The sequence below is a fragment of the Nonomuraea terrae genome (genome assembly GCF_044465245.1).
GTDB classification, from domain to species: Bacteria; Actinomycetota; Actinomycetes; order Streptosporangiales; family Streptosporangiaceae; genus Nonomuraea; species Nonomuraea terrae.
The window spans coordinates 243142-258833 of record NZ_JBITLL010000005.1; the positions used below are offsets into that span (position 1 = coordinate 243142).

Annotated in this window: 18 protein-coding genes; 9 read left to right on the forward strand and 9 right to left on the reverse strand. The window is 71.4% G+C overall.

Going from position 1 to position 15692, the window contains the following annotated elements; genetic code table 11:
* Positions 1–19 precede the first annotated feature (19 nt).
* From ACIBP6_RS24905 to ACIBP6_RS24915, 3 genes are all read right to left on the reverse strand, one after another.
* The gene (locus ACIBP6_RS24905; protein ID WP_397055772.1) at positions 20–772 is read right to left on the reverse strand and encodes an SDR family NAD(P)-dependent oxidoreductase; all 753 of its coding nucleotides are present in this window, start codon (positions 770–772) and stop codon (positions 20–22) included.
* Between the two features lie 71 nt (positions 773–843).
* A complete protein-coding gene (locus ACIBP6_RS24910) occupies positions 844–1203 on the reverse strand; it encodes a DUF2203 domain-containing protein (protein WP_397055774.1) in 360 nt (119 codons plus the stop codon).
* A gap of 9 nt (positions 1204–1212) precedes the next feature.
* The gene (locus ACIBP6_RS24915) at positions 1213–1884 is read right to left on the reverse strand and encodes a GntR family transcriptional regulator (protein ID WP_397055776.1); all 672 of its coding nucleotides are present in this window, start codon (positions 1882–1884) and stop codon (positions 1213–1215) included.
* A gap of 103 nt (positions 1885–1987) precedes the next feature.
* On the opposite strand from ACIBP6_RS24915, the gene ACIBP6_RS24920 reads away from it, so the two are divergent.
* From ACIBP6_RS24920 to ACIBP6_RS24930, 3 genes are all read left to right on the forward strand, one after another.
* Positions 1988–3322 carry an MFS transporter gene (locus tag ACIBP6_RS24920; protein WP_397055778.1) on the forward strand — a complete coding sequence of 445 codons (1335 nt, stop codon included), beginning with the start codon at positions 1988–1990 and terminating at the stop codon, positions 3320–3322.
* Positions 3323–3558: 236 nt separating this feature from the next.
* Positions 3559–4266, forward strand: a complete 708-nt coding sequence (locus tag ACIBP6_RS24925) for a sirohydrochlorin chelatase (RefSeq protein WP_397055780.1) — start codon at positions 3559–3561, stop codon at positions 4264–4266.
* Positions 4267–4309: 43 nt separating this feature from the next.
* Positions 4310–4858 carry a GNAT family N-acetyltransferase gene (locus ACIBP6_RS24930; protein WP_397055782.1) on the forward strand — a complete coding sequence of 183 codons (549 nt, stop codon included), beginning with the start codon at positions 4310–4312 and terminating at the stop codon, positions 4856–4858.
* On the opposite strand, the gene ACIBP6_RS24935 is transcribed toward ACIBP6_RS24930, so the two are convergent.
* On the reverse strand, positions 4855–5367 hold the full coding sequence (locus tag ACIBP6_RS24935) for a hypothetical protein (RefSeq protein WP_397055783.1): 513 nt from the start codon (positions 5365–5367) through the stop codon (positions 4855–4857). The genes ACIBP6_RS24930 and ACIBP6_RS24935 overlap by 4 nt on opposite strands.
* A gap of 127 nt (positions 5368–5494) precedes the next feature.
* On the opposite strand from ACIBP6_RS24935, the gene ACIBP6_RS24940 reads away from it, so the two are divergent.
* The 3 genes from ACIBP6_RS24940 to ACIBP6_RS24950 all read left to right on the forward strand — a co-directional run bounded on the left by ACIBP6_RS24940 (position 5495) and on the right by ACIBP6_RS24950 (position 6912).
* Positions 5495–6010: a hypothetical protein gene (locus ACIBP6_RS24940; protein WP_397055784.1), complete on the forward strand. Its 516-nt coding sequence runs from the start codon at positions 5495–5497 to the stop codon at positions 6008–6010.
* A 21-nt stretch (positions 6011–6031) separates the two neighbouring features.
* Positions 6032–6340: a hypothetical protein gene (locus tag ACIBP6_RS24945; RefSeq protein ID WP_397055786.1), complete on the forward strand. Its 309-nt coding sequence runs from the start codon at positions 6032–6034 to the stop codon at positions 6338–6340.
* Positions 6341–6507: 167 nt separating this feature from the next.
* Positions 6508–6912, forward strand: a complete 405-nt coding sequence (locus ACIBP6_RS24950; RefSeq protein ID WP_397055788.1) for a nitroreductase family deazaflavin-dependent oxidoreductase — start codon at positions 6508–6510, stop codon at positions 6910–6912.
* A 43-nt stretch (positions 6913–6955) separates the two neighbouring features.
* Here ACIBP6_RS24950 and glgA read toward each other — a convergent pair whose 3' ends face one another.
* Positions 6956–8128 (reverse strand): glycogen synthase, encoded by a 1173-nt coding sequence (gene glgA / locus ACIBP6_RS24955; protein WP_397055790.1) that lies wholly within the window; start codon positions 8126–8128, stop codon positions 6956–6958.
* A gap of 150 nt (positions 8129–8278) precedes the next feature.
* On the opposite strand from glgA, the gene glgC reads away from it, so the two are divergent.
* Positions 8279–9514 carry a glucose-1-phosphate adenylyltransferase gene (glgC, locus tag ACIBP6_RS24960; protein ID WP_397055792.1) on the forward strand — a complete coding sequence of 412 codons (1236 nt, stop codon included), beginning with the start codon at positions 8279–8281 and terminating at the stop codon, positions 9512–9514.
* A gap of 113 nt (positions 9515–9627) precedes the next feature.
* On the opposite strand, the gene ACIBP6_RS24965 is transcribed toward glgC, so the two are convergent.
* A complete protein-coding gene (locus tag ACIBP6_RS24965) occupies positions 9628–10002 on the reverse strand; it encodes a hypothetical protein (protein ID WP_397055794.1) in 375 nt (124 codons plus the stop codon).
* A 113-nt stretch (positions 10003–10115) separates the two neighbouring features.
* On the opposite strand from ACIBP6_RS24965, the gene ACIBP6_RS24970 reads away from it, so the two are divergent.
* Together ACIBP6_RS24970 and ACIBP6_RS24975 are read left to right on the forward strand one after the other, a co-directional pair.
* On the forward strand, positions 10116–10292 hold the full coding sequence (locus ACIBP6_RS24970; RefSeq protein ID WP_397055796.1) for a hypothetical protein: 177 nt from the start codon (positions 10116–10118) through the stop codon (positions 10290–10292).
* A gap of 69 nt (positions 10293–10361) precedes the next feature.
* Positions 10362–11840, forward strand: coding sequence for an Nramp family divalent metal transporter (locus ACIBP6_RS24975; protein WP_397055798.1), 1479 nt, complete (start codon positions 10362–10364; stop codon positions 11838–11840).
* A 4-nt stretch (positions 11841–11844) separates the two neighbouring features.
* On the opposite strand, the gene ACIBP6_RS24980 is transcribed toward ACIBP6_RS24975, so the two are convergent.
* The 3 genes from ACIBP6_RS24980 to ACIBP6_RS24990 all read right to left on the reverse strand — a co-directional run bounded on the left by ACIBP6_RS24980 (position 11845) and on the right by ACIBP6_RS24990 (position 15672).
* Positions 11845–13968: an alpha/beta hydrolase-fold protein gene (locus tag ACIBP6_RS24980; protein ID WP_397055800.1), complete on the reverse strand. Its 2124-nt coding sequence runs from the start codon at positions 13966–13968 to the stop codon at positions 11845–11847.
* Positions 13969–14145: 177 nt separating this feature from the next.
* On the reverse strand, positions 14146–15099 hold the full coding sequence (locus ACIBP6_RS24985) for a sporulation protein (protein ID WP_397055802.1): 954 nt from the start codon (positions 15097–15099) through the stop codon (positions 14146–14148).
* A 135-nt stretch (positions 15100–15234) separates the two neighbouring features.
* Positions 15235–15672 (reverse strand): nuclear transport factor 2 family protein, encoded by a 438-nt coding sequence (locus tag ACIBP6_RS24990; protein WP_397055804.1) that lies wholly within the window; start codon positions 15670–15672, stop codon positions 15235–15237.
* Positions 15673–15692: the final 20 nt, after the last annotated feature.

Consider the following 15692-nt stretch of genomic DNA (forward strand, 5'->3'; position numbering starts at 1 on the left):
GGTACGCGCGATCACTTCGTCAGTGGTCCACGATCGCACCGCAGGAGATGTTGACCGTCGCCGAGGTCATGCTCCTGGCCAGGTCGGAGGCGGCGAACGCGGCGACGTCCCCCACGTCCTGGAGTGTGGCGGCGCGCTTGAGGAGAGCCGACTCGGCGATCGAGGCCGCGATCGCCTCCTTGACCGGCTCGCTGGCGGGGATGCTCTCGGGCACGCCGCCGGTCACCAGGGTGACGACGCGCACGCCGTACGGCCCGGCCTCGCACGCCCACTGGCGGCGCATGCTCTCCATGGCGTCCAGCGCGACCTTGAACCCGCCGAGGCCGGGCACCGTCTGCGGCCCGCCCCCGCCGAACAGCAGGATCACGCCCGTACGGCGCGGGATCATGTGCCGTACGGCCGCCCTGGTGGTGAGGAACTGCGTGCGCGTGGCGAGCTCGATCGGCCGCAGGAACTCGGCGAGCGAGATCTCGGTGAGCGGCTTCTGCACGTCCTGGACGCCGATCACGTTGAAGGAGATGTCGATGCCGCCCGCCCGCGACGCCACCGCGCCGGTGAACGCGTCGACCGCTGTCTCGTCGAGCGCGTCCACCACTGCGGCCTCGGCCGTGCCGCCGGCCGCGCGGATGTCGTGGGCGACCTCGTCGAGCGTCTTCTGGGTGCGGCCGGCGAGGAAGACCCGGGCGCCCTCGCGGGCGAACGCGCGGGCCGCCGCGCCGCCGATCGCGCCGCTGGCGCCGTACACGACCGCGACCTTGTTCTCGAGGAGCATCGTATTCAACCTCTCGGTTTATCAACGGATAGGTTGAATACAGCACAGCGCGGCTCCCGCGTCAAGGAGCGTCAGAGCGGGCGGCGGCCGGCGAACCCGAGCTCGCTGCGGTGGTACCAGCCGAGCTCCCGCTCCCCCTCGATCCAGCACAGCCGTACGGACACGCCATCGAGCACGGACGGGAAGTCGACGAGCACCGGCGCGATGCCCTTCACCTCGATGCCCTGCTCGCTCCACCCGCCGAGGATCTCCTCGATGCGGGCCCGCAGCCCCTTGATCTCGGCCAGCCCGCCCAGCTCGGACCGCACGCCGGAACGCCGCGCGAACTCGAGCTCGGCCAGGTCGGCGCGGGCGGCGATCAGCTCGCGGGCGTCCTCGATGACGGCGGGCAGCAGCGCACGGGCCTCGTCCACGGTGAAGATCCGGTCCATGCGCTCACGTTAGCGGCTGGGGTCGTAGGCGTGGACGAGCAGGCGTTCGGCATGGTCGAGGTAGTCGTCGAGATAGGCGGCGGCCTTCTCCGGCCCCTCCGCCTCGATCAGGGCGAGCAGGGTGCGGTTGCGGTCGACGAACGGCTCGTGGAAGGCCCGCGGATTCTCCATGACGTGGAAGACGAGCCGCAGCTCGGCCAGGAGCTGGCGCATGACCTCGTCGAGCCTGCGGCTGCCGTTGAGCGAGACGAGCGCCTGGTGGTAGCGGATGTTGGCGGTGCCGACGCCCTGCCAGTCGTCCTCGGCGGCGGCGCGCTCGGCGTCGCGCACGGCCTCCCTGATCAGGGTCAGCGCCTCCTCGGACGGGGCGCGCCGCACGGCCGCCCCTTCGAGCACGCGACGCACCTGGTAGAGGTCGCGGACGTCCTCGACGGAGGGGAGCCGGACGAAGACGCCCCGGTTGAGCCGGTGATCGAGCAGCCGCTCGTGGCCGAGCAGCCGGAACGCCTCGCGCAGCGTGTTGCGGGAGACGCCGAGCGCCTCGGAGATGGACTCCTCCGACAGGCGCTGGCCGGGCGGGAAGAAGCCCTCGCTGATGCGGTCGCGCAGGATGTCGGCCACCCGTTCCGCCGTGCTGCTGCGCCCCAGGCGGGGGCGGTCCTGGGAGAGATCAGCAACCACGTTATCCACAATCAGCAGACAATCATGGAGCAAAACTCTTGTCGAATTGTTCAACGATCCTTACGTTGATAGCCATCCCCCCTTCGATCCAAGGAGCAATCGGATGGCAGGCTCCACGCAACAGACCCGGCGGGTGATCCTCACCAGCCTGATCGGCACGTCGCTGGAGTGGTACGACTTCTTCCTCTACACCACCGCCGCGACCCTGGTCTTCCCCCAGCTCTTCTTCCCCTCGCTCGACCCGTTCACCGGCACGCTCGCCTCGCTGACCACCAACGCCGTGGCGTTCGTCGCCCGGCCGCTCGGCGGCATCGTGTTCGGCCACTTCGGCGACCGGGTGGGCCGCAAGACCGTGCTGGTGGTGACGCTGCTGGTCATGGGCGTCTCGACGTTCCTCATCGGCGTCCTGCCCGGCTACGCGAGCATCGGCGTCGTGGCGCCGATCCTGCTGGCGCTGTTCAGGTTCGTGCAGGGCCTGGGACTGGGCGGCGAGTGGGGCGGCGCGGTGATCATGTCGCTGGAGCACGGCGACAGCCGCCGCCGCGGCTTCAACGCGAGCTGGCCGCAGGTCGGCGTGCCCGCGGGGTATGTGCTGGCCACGGGCCTGCTGACGATCCTGTCGTTCACGCTGTCGGACGCGGCGTTCCTGTCGTGGGGCTGGCGGGTGCCGTTCCTGCTGTCGGGCGTCCTGGTCCTCGTGGGCCTGTGGGTACGCCTGAAGGTCTCGGAGTCGCCGTTGTTCGCCGAGGTCGAGCAGAAGGGCGCCAAGGCGAAGATGCCGCTGGTCGAGGTGCTGCGCACGCACCCGCGCGCCCTGCTGTCGGCCTTCACCGCGCGGATCGGGGTGGACGTGGCGTTCTACACGTTCACCTCGTACATCATCGTCTACATCACCCAGCAGCTGGAGCTGCCGCGGTCGTACGCGCTGAACGCCGTGCTCATCGGGTCGGCGCTGCAGCTCGTGCTGATCCCGATCGCCGGCGCGATGTCCGACCGGTACGGCCGGCGCCCGGTCTACCTCGCCGGCGTGATCGCGGCGGCGGTGTGGGTGTTCGCGTTCTTCCCGCTGCTGGACACCAGATCGTTCCCGCTCATCGCGCTGGCCGCGGTCGTGGCGCTGATCACCCACGCCGCGATGTACGGGCCGCAGGCGGCGTTCATCGCCGAGCTGTTCAGCACGCGGCTGCGCTACAGCGGGGCCTCCATGGGCTATCAGGTCGCCGGCATCGTGGGCGGCGCGCTGGCGCCGATCATCGCGCTCCAGCTCTTCGAGGCGTTCCAGTCCACGGTGGCGGTGTCGATCTACGTGGTCGCCTCGCTGGCGGTCACCGCCGTGGGCCTGGCCATCGCCCCGGAGACCCGCGACCTCGACCTCGCGACCGCCTCGGCCGACGACCCCAAGACGTCGCGGCCCGGCCAGGTGGGCCCCTTCGCGTGAACGCCTGAGACGCCGCGAAAGGCGCGGGCGGCGGCTGCCACCGCCGCCCGCCTTGTAGCGATAAGTCCGTACTTATCCGCATTAGGCGGTGATCTCAGTCACACCCGTACCGTTGTAACGCAATCGCCACCGATTCACAGAACAACCGTCGCCTGTTAGGCATAAACTGCCCGCCTGTGAGCCTGCCTGTACGAGAACGTTCCCGCCGGCCGGGCGGTGGCCGTCACCGCCGCCCCGTGCCCACGTCCTTGCCGCCAGACGCGCCCGTGCTCGTGCTCGCCACCCCGGGCGACACCGCCGGGGTCGCCGAGGAGATCGCGTCCGTCGTGCGCGTCGACAACCCGCAGATCGAGGTGCGCCTGACGAGCGTGGCCGGCCTGGCGGACTCCCTGCCCTCCGGCCGCGAGGCCATCGTCGTGCCGCTGCTCACCTGGGACGACCCCGTCGTCCTGGCGGAGATCGGCAAGACTGTCGCCGCCCGCGGCGAGGGCGTCGTCGTGACCGAGGCGCTCGGGCCTCACCCCCTGCTGGCCGAGGCCCTGCACATCAGGCTGGCCGAGCGCGGCCTGGCCCGCGCCGACCGCGTACGCCTGCTGAACGTCTCCAGCCCCGTCGACGCCGTCATCCTCGCGACCGTGGGCGGAGAGCGCGCGGTGCACGCCGTTCAGGCGACCGCCGTGCTGCTTGCGTCCAGACTCACGCTGCCCGTGGTGGCCGCCTCGCTCGACAGCGAGCCCGGCGTGGCCGTCGCGGCCGAGCGGCTGCGCGCCGCCGGCGCCGACCGGCTGGCCGTCTCCCCCTGCGTGATCGGCTACGAGGCGCCGCGCGATCTCGTCGAGCGGGCCGCCGCGTCGATCAACGCCGGGCACGCGGAACCGCTCGGCTCGCACAGCGCCGTCGCCGAACTCGTCGCCCGCGCTTACGGAAGTCAACTCGCCACTTGACGCAGGCTTGTTGAGATCACGGGACTCGCGTTACCGTCGGCGCATGCGTCCCGTGGTGCACAACGGCGAGCGGCTCGGCCTTCGTGACGTCACGGAGGCCGACGTGCCCGCGCTCCACGCCGTCTACGGCGATCCCACCGCCACCCAGCACCTGCCCTTCCCGCCGCGCAGCCTGGACGAGGTCGCCCGGCTGGTGGAGGAGGCCACCGAGGCGGCCGCGGCCGAGCCGCGCCTGCTGTACGTGCTGGCCGTCGTCGACCGAGGGCGCTGCGACGTCATCGGGGTGGCCCGCCTGCGTGTCGAGGCCGACAACCCGCACAGCGCGGAGATCGGGTTCGGGCTCCATCCTCACCAGTGGGGCCGCGGCATCGGCACCGAACTCGTCCGCCTGCTGCTGTCGTTCGGGTTCAAACAGCTCGGGCTGCACCGCGTCTGGGCCGCCCGCTCCCCGGCCAACCTGCCGGCCCAGCTCGCGATGCTGACCGCCGGCATGGTCGAGGAGGGCCGCATCCGCCACCACCTGCGCACTCCGGACGGCTGGCGCGACTCGATCGTCCACTCGGCCCTCGAGGACGAGTGGAGCGACCGCTAAGGGCGCCACCCGTCGAGCACGCGTGCGGCCACCCGCGCCCTGGCGCCCGTGCCGTCCACGGTGTAGTCGGCGACCTCCGCCACGTCGAGGATGGACGACAATTCCTCCGCTCTCGCGAGATGCCAGTCAAGCCCGGCGGGATCGTCGGCGTGCCGCGCCGTCAGCCGCCGGCGTACTTCGGGGAGCGCCACGCGGACGCGGCAGACCGTGAGCGGCACCGCGAGGGCCTCCTCGTGGCGCAGGCGCTCGTCGCGGCTCTCGATCACGCCGGCCAGCACGAGCCGTTCCGCGCCCGCCGCCAGGAAGTTGGCCGCCACCGCACGCAGGTTGCGCAGGGTCAGGGCGCCGTGGAAGGGGTCGTCTGGAGGCGCCGGCCAGGCGCGGCGCAGCCGGTCGAGGTCGATGACGGCGTTCGGCACGCCCGCGCCGGCGAGCAGGTCTCCGGCGGCGTCGGCCGCGGACGTCTTCCCCACGCCGACGGTTCCGGTGATCAGGAGGGCGGACGGCATTGACGGGATGCTACCCGGAGCCCCTGCCGGGCGGGCGAATCAGGACGCAACGGAGCAGGTCAGCGGCCAAGGCGGCGATTGTCGGTCGGGCACCCTACGATGAGCCTCCTCACGGAGGGATACTCACATGCTCGACTCGCTCATCGTGCCCTTGTTCGTCACCACGGACCTGCCGCCCGAGGCGGAGCTGGCCGAGTTCGGGGAGCTGCTCGCCGGGACGACGCGCGTGCTCGGTGACGAGCCCGGTGACAAGCTCAGTGACGAGCCCGGTGACGAGCTCAGTGACGAGCTCGGCGACAAGGGCTCCGGCTATGCCGCGTTCCTGGCGGGCCGGGTGTTCTGGCTCGACCGTCCTGTGCTGCCGAAGCAGCGTCCTGCGGCGCGCGTCGAGCTGCGCTTCGCCGGCATGCTCGGCTATCTCGCCGCCTCCGGCCCCGGCCACACCACGCGCGAGGTGGTCGCCGACGCCCGCCGGGCGATCGGGCGGGCCGTGACCGCGCGCTACGGCGACGTCGGCGTCCCTCCGGCCGTGTTCGCGATCCGCGACCAGGACGTCCGCGAGCGCACGCCCGACTCCGCCCTCTACGTCGACACGGCCGGCGCCGCCGCCGAGCTGGTGAGCGCGGCCCGGTCCTACCTCTAGCCGCCCCCTAGCCAGCGGGGCGTGCCCGTGCCATGGTCGTACGGCGATCTGTCCAACGGCTTTGGAGGTTCCCGCATGGCGGTGCTCGGCGCGATCTGTTTCGGGCTGGTGGTCGGCTGGATCACGTACGGGGCACTGCGGCGGCGGCAGTCCTCTCCGGGCCTGAGCGACCTGTCGGCGGTGCTCGCGGCGGTGGGCGGCGGCCTGGTGACGACGCTGCTGGGCGAGCCGGTGGTGTTCGGCGGTTACGCCGTGGGCCTGGCCGTCGGCTTCTTCGGCTACCTCGTGCTGGTCACGCTCATGCCCGACTCGAAGTGGACGGCCGGCTGACCTGCCCTCTCACCGGCCGCCTCCGTTACGGCTCAGCCGCCGGCGAAGTGGAGCCGGTGCCGTGTCCGCACGACGGGGCTGGTGTGCGTCCTCGACGGCCTGGGCTCCCCGGCGGGCAGGCGGGGCCGTCGTTCATGACCCCCCGTCGTACGGGCATGATGGGTGACATGCTCTACGGCAAGGAACATGTCCAGCGATATCAGGAAACCGATGGCGCAGAGGGACACGAGTGGAACAACACCGTAACCCTCCTTCTCACCACCAAAGGCCGTAAATCCGGCAAGTCGTACACGACACCGCTGATCTACCAGCGCTTCGGTGACGACTACCTCGTCGTGGCCTCCAAGGGGGGCGACCCCGACCACCCCGAGTGGTACAAGAACCTGGTGGCCAATCCCGACGTCGAGGTGCAGGTCAAGGGCGACCGGTTCAAGGCCCGGGCCCGCACGGCGGGCGAGGCGGAGAAGCCCGAGATGTGGCGGGTCATGACGGCCACCTGGCCCCCCTACGACGAGTACCAGACGAAGACGCAGCGGCCGATCCCTGTGGTCGTCCTCGAACGCGCCGAATGACGCCGTCCGCCCCACCGGAAGACACCCGGCGAGGGCGGACCGGCTAAAGGCGCAGCCTCGCGTACAGGTCGGCCGTGCGGCGGGCGACGCGCTCCCAGGAGAAGTGCTCGACGGCCCGCGCCCGTCCCGCCTCGCCCATCGCCCGCGCCCTGGCCGGGTCGCCCAGCAGGGCGTTGACGCGCTCGGCCAGGTCCGCGGCGAAGCGACCGGGATCGTGCGGCGTGCCGTCGGGCCCCTGGTCGATGGGCACCAGCAGGCCGCTCTCGCCGTCGGCCACCACCTCGGGGATGCCGCCGGTCGCCGTGGCCACCACGGCCGTCTCGCAGGCCATCGCCTCCAGGTTGACGATCCCCATCGGCTCGTAGACCGACGGGCAGACGAACACCGCGGCGTGCGTCAGGAGCTGGATGACCTCGGGCTTGGGCAGCATCTCCCGGATCCAGAACACCCCGTCGCGGCCGAGACCGCGCACCAGCTCGGTCACCTCCGCGGCGATCTCGGGGGTGTCGGGCGCGCCCGCGCAGAGCACGAGCTGGGCGCCCGGGTCGATGGTGCGGGCCGCGTGCAGCAGGTGGACCAGGCCCTTCTGCCGGGTGATACGGCCGACGAAGACGACGTACGGCCTGCCGGGGTCGACGCCGTGCTTCTCCAGCACGTGGGTGGCCGGGTCGGGGGCGTACTCGGCGGTGTCGATGCCGTTGTGGATCACGCCGACCCGCTCGGGCGGGATCTCCGGGTAGGCGGCCAGGACGTCGCGCCGCATGCCCTCCGACACCGCGATCACCGCGTCGGCGGCGAGCAGGGCGGTGCGCTCGGCCCACGACGAGATCGCGTAACCGCCGCCGAGCTGCTCGGCCTTCCACGGGCGCAGCGGCTCCAGGCTGTGCGTGGTGATCACGTGCGGGACGCCGTGGAGAAGCTTGGCGACGTGGCCGGCGAAGTTCGCGTACCAGGTGTGGGAGTGGACGACGTCGGCGCCCTCGCAGGCGGCGGCCATCTCCAGGTCGACGCCGAGCACCTGCAGCGCGGCGTTGGCGCCCGCCAGGCCGTCCGGCACCCGGTAGGCCGAGACGCCAGGCTCGGCGCGCTCGGCCCCGAAGCAGCGCACCCGTACGTCGGCCAGCTTCCGCAGCTCCCTGGCGAGGTACTCCATGTGGACGCCGGCCCCGCCGTACACCTCGGGCGGATACTCCCTGCTGAGCAGATCAACGCGCATGACACGACCTTATGGCGGGGCCGTGCGGCGGACCACCATCGACCCGGGTGTCGCCCGCCAACCCCTTGTACGCACAAAACCGGACACGCAGGGAGGTGACGGTGCAGGGTTTCGTCGATAGATCGGCCATTTGGGGGTAGCGTCCAGGGCATGAGGTCCCGGAGGGTGCTTGCGGTCGTGCTGGCAGGTGGAGAGGGTAAGAGGCTCATGCCGCTCACGGCGGATCGGGCCAAACCGGCGGTGCCGTTCGGGGGGATGTATCGGCTCGTCGACTTCGTGCTGTCCAATCTCGCGAACGGCGGGTTCCTGAAGATCGTCGTGCTGACGCAGTACAAGAACCACAGCCTCGACCGGCACGTCTCGCGGACCTGGCGGCTGTCGGCGATGCTCGGCAACTACGTCACCCCCGTGCCCGCGCAGCAGCGCCTCGGGCCGCGCTGGTTCTCCGGTTCCGCGGACGCCCTGTTCCAGAACCTGAACCTGATCTACGACGAGATGCCCGAGCACGTGATCGTGTTCGGGGCCGACCACATCTACCGGATGGATCCGCGGCAGATGGTCGAGCAGCACGAGGAGTCGGGCGCCGACGTGACGGTGGCGGCGATCCGGCAGCCGCTGTCGCTGGCCGACCAGTTCGGCGTGATCGAGACCGACCCGCAGGGCCGCCGGATCGTGGCGTTCAGGGAGAAGCCGAAGGACGCGGTCGGGCTCGCCGACTCGCCCGACGAGGTGTTCGCCTCGATGGGCAACTACGTGTTCAAGACGCAGTCGATGATCGACGCCCTGCGTGAGGACGCGCTCGACCCGACCAGCAAACACGACCTGGGCGGCAACATCATCCCGATGCTCGTCAAGTCGGGCGGCGCCGACGTCTACGACTTCGCCCACAACATCGTGCCCGGCTCCAGCGAGCGCGACCGCGGCTACTGGCGCGACGTCGGAACGCTGGACGCCTACTACGAGGCCCACATGGACCTCATCTCGGCGCACCCCGTGTTCAACCTCTACAACGACAAGTGGCCGATCTTCACCGGCCACGACCCGCTGCCGCCCGCCAAGTTCGTGCACAACGACGGCGACCGGGTGGGGCGGGCGATCGACTCGCTGGTCTCCCCCGGCGTGATCGTCTCCGGCGGCACGGCGATCAGGTCGATCCTGTCGCCCAGGGTCGTCCTGCACTCCCACTCGCTGGTGGAGGACTCCGTGCTGATGGAGAACGTCAAGGTGGGCCGGGGCGCGGTCATCCGCAAGGCGATCATCGACAAGAACGTCGTGATCCCCGACGGGGCCCGGATCGGCTTCGACCTCGAATACGACCGCACCCGCTTCGCGCTGACGCGCGGCGGCGTCGTGGTCATCGGCAAGAACGAGATCGTCGACCGGTAGGCGCGCGACCGGCAGGCAGCCCCTGGGCATGGAAAAGGTCCCGGGGCCTCGCGTGGAGGCCCCGGGACCGGTGCGGCCGGCGTGCTACGGGCGGCCGAGTCTATGGAGAGCCGTTACTGGGCCAGCCAGTCCCAGGCCATGCGGTAGGCGCCGGGCGCCTCCCAATCGCCGTGCTCGTCCTCGTGGTGCATGTCGTCGTGGCGCATGTCGTCGTGGTGCATGTCGTCGTGGTGCATGTCGTCGTGGTGCCGGGCGTCGTGGTGCATGTCGTCGTGGTGCCGGGCGTGGCTCGAGAACATGTCCTCGAGCTTGCAGGCCTTGGCGTCGCGCTTGCCCGCGGAGACGCCGTGGCGGTCGATGCGCAGAGTGTGGGTGACGTCGGACAGGTTCAGCTCGCAGGCGCGGTCGGCGTGGGCCGGAGCGGCCATGACGGCCAGCGAGGCTGCGCCGGCGAACACACAGCTCGCCGCTATGCGGGTGACTTTCATGATCTCCCCCAGTAAGGACGTTCTGACAACGCTTCATCACTCTAAGTAGCGACTGTGTGAAGTTCCGGCACGCCACGCCTGGTGCGCCCCGATCAGAGCCATAGCCGTCGGTTATGACCCCAGGTCTTGGACGCGTACGCCGCCGCCCCCGCATCTCGTCGCCATGGACGCCGACCCCGCCCCTCCGCCCTGCGGGCGACGAGGTGATCGGCGGGACGCTGCGGGTCGTCTCGGTCGGCTTCACGATCGGCGACGGCCGCATCGCCCGGGCCGACCTCCGGTACGCCTGATCCCGGCGCGCAATTGGGCCTTGTAGCGGCCCTCCTCCGGGATCACGCTGATGGTCAGGAGGCAGTGAGATGTCGCACCCACTCGGAGTCAGCCGTCCGGATCTCGAAGTCACCGACCTGCCCACGCCTGAGGAGGTCTTCAAGGTCTCCAAGATCGGCCCCAAGGAGCTTTTCAAACACGCGGTGGGCCCCAGCCTGATCGCCCTCGGTATCTCGATCGGCAGCGGAGAATGGCTGCTCGGCCCGCTCAGCGTGGGCCAGTACGGGTTCGTCGGCGTCGGCTGGGTCATCCTGGTCTCGGCGCTGCTGCAGACGTTCTACAACGTCGAGTGCTCCAGGTACGTCATCGCGACCGGTGAGACGCCGGTGGTGGGCTGGGGGCGGGTGCCGCCCGGGTGGCCGCTCTGGGTGCCGCTGTCCGTCCTCATCGTGATCTTCGCGTTCATCGCCGGGGGCTGGGCCGCCTCGGCGGGACAGGGCGTGTACGCGCTGGTCCACGGCGTGCCGCCGGCCGCCGACGCCGCCGAGCCGCGCTGGTGGGCGGTCGGCCTGCTGGTGCTGGTGTTCGTCATCACCGCGAGTGCCCGGCGCATCAGCCGCGCGCTGGAGCTCGCCAACTGGGTGATGGTCAGCACGATCCTGCTCGCGCTGCTGGTCACCTGCCTGCTGGTGGTGCCGTTCAGCCAGTGGTGGGAGGGCATCCGCGGGTTCGTCACCCCTGCGGCGCCGCCGGAAGGGATCACGGCGACGCAGCTGGGCGGGCTGGCCGGCTTCACCGCGCTCGCGTCCGGCCTGAACTGGTACGTCATGGGCCACTACCGCGACAAGGGCTACGGCATGGGCCACCGCGTCGGCTACATCTCCGGCCTGCGCGGCGACCGGACCACGGTCCTGGCCAGCGGCGTCACCTTCCCGGACGACGAGCGTAACCGCGGCCTGTGGCGACGCTGGTACCGGCTGCTGATGGTCGACATGTGGGGCGTGTTCTTCGTCGGAGCCATCCTCGGCATGCTGCTGCCCACGATCCTCATGTCGCACGCCGTCCAGATGGTCGGCGAGCAGCCGACCAGGGCGAACGTGCCGACGTTCGTGGCGAGCGCGCTCGGCGCGGAGTACGGCCCCGTGGTGTTCTACATCGGGCTGGTGCTGGGGGTGCTGGTGCTGTTCTCGACGCAGCTCGGCATCTTCGAGGCGATGGTGCGGGTGACGACCGACGCGGCCAACGCCACGAGCCCGCGCCTGCGCCGGCTGATCGAGGGCGACCCGCGGCGCTTCTACTACCCGTTCATGATCGTGCTGCTGGTGATCATCTCGATCGTCATCTTCCAGTCGCTGCCGGTGGGCCTGGTCGAGTGGTCGGCGAACATGTCCAACCTCGGGGCGCTGATCTATCCGTTCATGCTCATGTACCTGAACAGCAAGCTGCCGCGTCCCGCCCGGCCCAGGCCCTGGCACTACGTCATCCTCGTCCTCAATTTCCTGTTCTTCGGGTTCTTCTTCGTCAACTTCATCGCGGACTTCATCGGCGATCCGCTGGTGACGTTCTAGAAGGTCAGCCGGGCAGGCCGGTGGCGGGGTCCACGGTGGCCAGGAAGACATCGCCGTTGCCGGGAGCGTCCCCGACGGCGCCGTAGGTCAGGCCCGTGACGGCCACCTGGCCGGACGGCGTGGCCGTGGCGTACAGGTTGGCCTCGGCGAACGGGTCGACGGCGTCGTCCCTGGCGGTGCCGAACTGGGCGGCGGCGAGTTGCCCGCCCCGGGCGTCCAGGCGCAGGCTGAGCACGTCGGCGCCGCCCGCCTGGACCCCGGCAAGGCCCCGCGTGTAGCCCACGACCTCGACCTCGCCGCCCGGCAGCGCGGCCACGGCGGCGCCCTCGTCGGCGGACGGGGTGGCGAGCGTGTGCGTCCAGCGCTGCTTGCCCCGGCCGGTGTAGGCGACGGTGAGCGCGTCGCCGTCCGAGGCGCCGGTCGCGACGGCGAGGCCGGTGGTGGTGACGGCGACCGCGGTGAACCGGTCGTCGCCGGCGCCGCCCGCCGTGGCGGCCCACGTCCTGGCGCCGTCGGCGGTGTACGCGGCGATCCAGGCGTCCAGGCCGCCGAGCGGGGTCGTGCCGGGCATGGCCGCGGTGGCGCTGCCGGCCACGTGGAGGGCGGAGCCGGAGACGGCCACGCCGTACGCCTTGTCCTCGCCGGGGCCGCCGTACTGGCGGACCCAGGTCAGCTCGCCGGCCGAGGTGAGCCGGGCGAGGATCGCGTCCTTGTCGCCCTGGTTCGGGCCGTCCAGCGCGCCTCTGGTGTAGCCCGTCACGTACGCGCCGCCGTCGGGGGCGGCCGTCAGGCCGTACAGGCGGTCGGCGGCGTCCGGGGCGCCGAACTGGGTGATCCACCGGATGTCGCCCGCCGCGTCGAGCCGGGCCACGAACGCGTCGTCGGCCGCGTTGCCCGCGTGTTTCCCGTCGAGGTCGCCCTTGGTGTAGCCGGCCGCCAGCACGCCGCCGTCGGGCAGCGCCGCGACGCCGTACAGCCGTTCGTCGGCCTCCGTGCCGAACTGCCTGGTCCAGCCGCCGGTACGGGTGACCACGGCGTCGAGTCGGCCCTGGTGCTCCTGACCGTTCACGGGGCCGCCGGCCGCGTACCCGATGGTGAGGGAGCCGTCGGCATGGGCCGCGACGCCGCCCGCCCAGTCGGTGGCCTCCGTGCCGTGCAACGGAGCGGGCAGCCCGGCCGGCGGGGTGACGCTCAACCCGGGGCCGAGGTCGGACATGGCCTGCTCGAAGGCGGGCGTCCACACCGTCCAGTCGTGGCCGCCGTCGAGGACGCGCAGTTGCGCGGAGATCGCGGGCGAGCGGCGGGCGGCGTTGTACAGGGCGGCGGACTCGAAGTCGAGGTCGTGGCGGGCGTCGGCCGGGTCGGGGTTGGCGTACTCGTCGTCGCCGACCGCCACGAACAGCCGCACCGGCAGGTCGGGGTCGAGCTCGGGCAGCAGCGCCGGATAGTTGAGATCGCGGTAGACCCCGTCCGAGAACGTGTCGTCGCCGTCGCCGAACGCGCCGTGGTCGCGGGCCGAGGAGTCGGACGGCGGCAGCGGCGTGTAGACGGCGGGGCTGAGCACCGCGGCGGCGCCGAAGAGGTCCTGGTGCGCGAGCGCGAACCGCAGCGCCCCCGCGCCGCCCATCGAGTACCCGCCGACCAGCCTGGCCTGCCTGATGGGCGCCGTCCGGTACGTCGCGTCCACGTGCGCCACCAGGTCGCGGGTCAGCGCCGTCTCGACCGGGCGTCCCGGCGAGCCGTCGCCGGTGTAGCGGGAGTCGACGTACCAGCTGCCGCGCTCGCTCCAGGGAGCGTCCGGCATGACGGCGATGACGGGCGGGATGCGCTTGGCGGCGATCATGTCGTCGAGCACCGTCTTGACCCGCGTCCAGGCCTGCATGGTGTCGCCGCGGCCGTGCAGCAGGTAGAGCACGGGGTGGCGGTCGGCGCCCCGCTCGTAGCCGGCCGGCACGTAGACGTTGTAGGCGATCTCCTCCCCCAGCGCGGGCGACGGCGCGGAGCCGGTGGTGATCGTGCCCTCCGCCCGCACCTCCGTCTCGGCGGGCCCGGTGAGCGGCCCGCTCAGCAGGGACAGTGACACCAGCACGGCCGGCGCGCCGACGGCGATCCATCGAGGTAAGGGCATGTGCCACTCCTGTAAACGTTTACCGTACGCGCCTCACGCGCCTGTTGTTCCGGCAGAGTTTGTGGGGGTTCGCGGGGCGGTGTCAACCCGTGCGCCTCCGGCCTTCGGCAGAGGTCACGCGGGGGCGGCGCCCGGCCGCGCGCCGAAGCGCCGCGGCCGGGCGGAATCAGCGGTCGCTCACCACTCGCCGCCGTCCTCCTCGTCTCCCTCGAAGATCTCCTCGACGATCTCGCCCGCCACGAGCCCTCCGACCACGCCCGCGGCGACACCGGCGGCCATCGCCCCCATGCCGGCGCCGTGGTGCCCCCCGTGGTGGCCTCCGTGGTGCCCCCCGTGCCCGCCGTGGTGGGCGCCCGGGTGGGAGTGCTGGGACAGGTTGTCGAGCCAGCGGCCGAGCTCGGCGGACCAGTCGGTGCGCAGGGCGTCGTCGTGGCTGACCTGGAAGCGGCCGATGGCGTCGCTGGAGGAGTAGCGGCCGGTGCGCTTGTCGGCCTCCAGGACCACCGTGAGCCCGTTCGGGTCGGCCACGAAGGTGACCTCGACCTCGCCCACCTGGCCGGCGTACCGGCCGGTCGGGTGGAACTCGATCTCCTGGTAGAACGGCAGCGACTGGTCGACGCCGTAGAGCCGGCCCGCCTCGAGGTCGGCCGACCTGAAGCCGAACCCGAGCGCGAGGAACGCCTCCAGGATGCGCAGCTGCGACGGCAGCGGCTGCACCGCGACCATGTCGAGGTCGCCCTTGTCGACGGCCTTGGCGATGGCCAGCTCGGTGCGGACGCCCACCGCCATGCCGCGCAGCGGCTGCCCGCCGATCTCACTGATCGGGGCCTCCCACGGCACGGGGATGCGGAAGGTGAGGACGCGCTCCTCGCCCTTGCGCAGCGCGAAGGGGCCGGAGACCTGGGCACGGGAGAACTCGCTGACTCCGGCGTGCTCGCCGTCGCCGTGCTCGACCTCCACCCGGGCTACGAGGCCGAGCGTGACATGCTCGATCTCGGCGTCGAAGTCGCCGCCCTTGAGGCGCACCTCTCCTTCCACCGTGCCGCCCGGCTGGGTCCGCGGCGTGGACAGCACGGTGTCCACCGAGGGCGCGCCGACACCGAACGCGCCCAGCATCCGTTTGAAGACCACGGCTCTGTTCTCCCTGTCGAAGATCGATGATGTGACGACCGCCTCAACGATCAGCTCCTGAGCGGAGTTCCGGCGTGAGGCGCTGATCCAGCTTGGCAGTCGCGGGCGCCGGCCGTCCCGCTCATCACCAGGTGTTCACCCGGACCCGGGCGGCGCGAAGGTCGCGCTGAAGGTGACCGGGTTGCCGTACTCGGCTCCGTCGACCATGCGGCCGCCGCGCCACTCGAAGCTGTAGACGTACACGTTGCGGTACGGCCGGCCGTCGGCGGTGGTGAAGTCGCCGTCGGCGCGGACGAACGACGTGCGCCCGCCGTCCGCCACGCTGATCCGGACGTTCGCGAACCGGATCCTGCCCATGGTCGTGAACGCGTTGCGGGCATAGCCGAGCACCTCCTCCCGGCCGGTGAAGCGGGCGGCGTCCTCCGTCCTGCCGGAGAACGACAGCGGCAGCGTCAGCGTGCTGTCGTCGGCGAGCAGCGCCGAGACTCCCGCGAGGTCCTTGCGCTCGAACGCGCCGATCAACGCCCGCGTGCGCCGCTCCGTCTCGGCGACGCCGTTCAGCAGGGTTTCCATGAGCCATCCTTAGATACTGG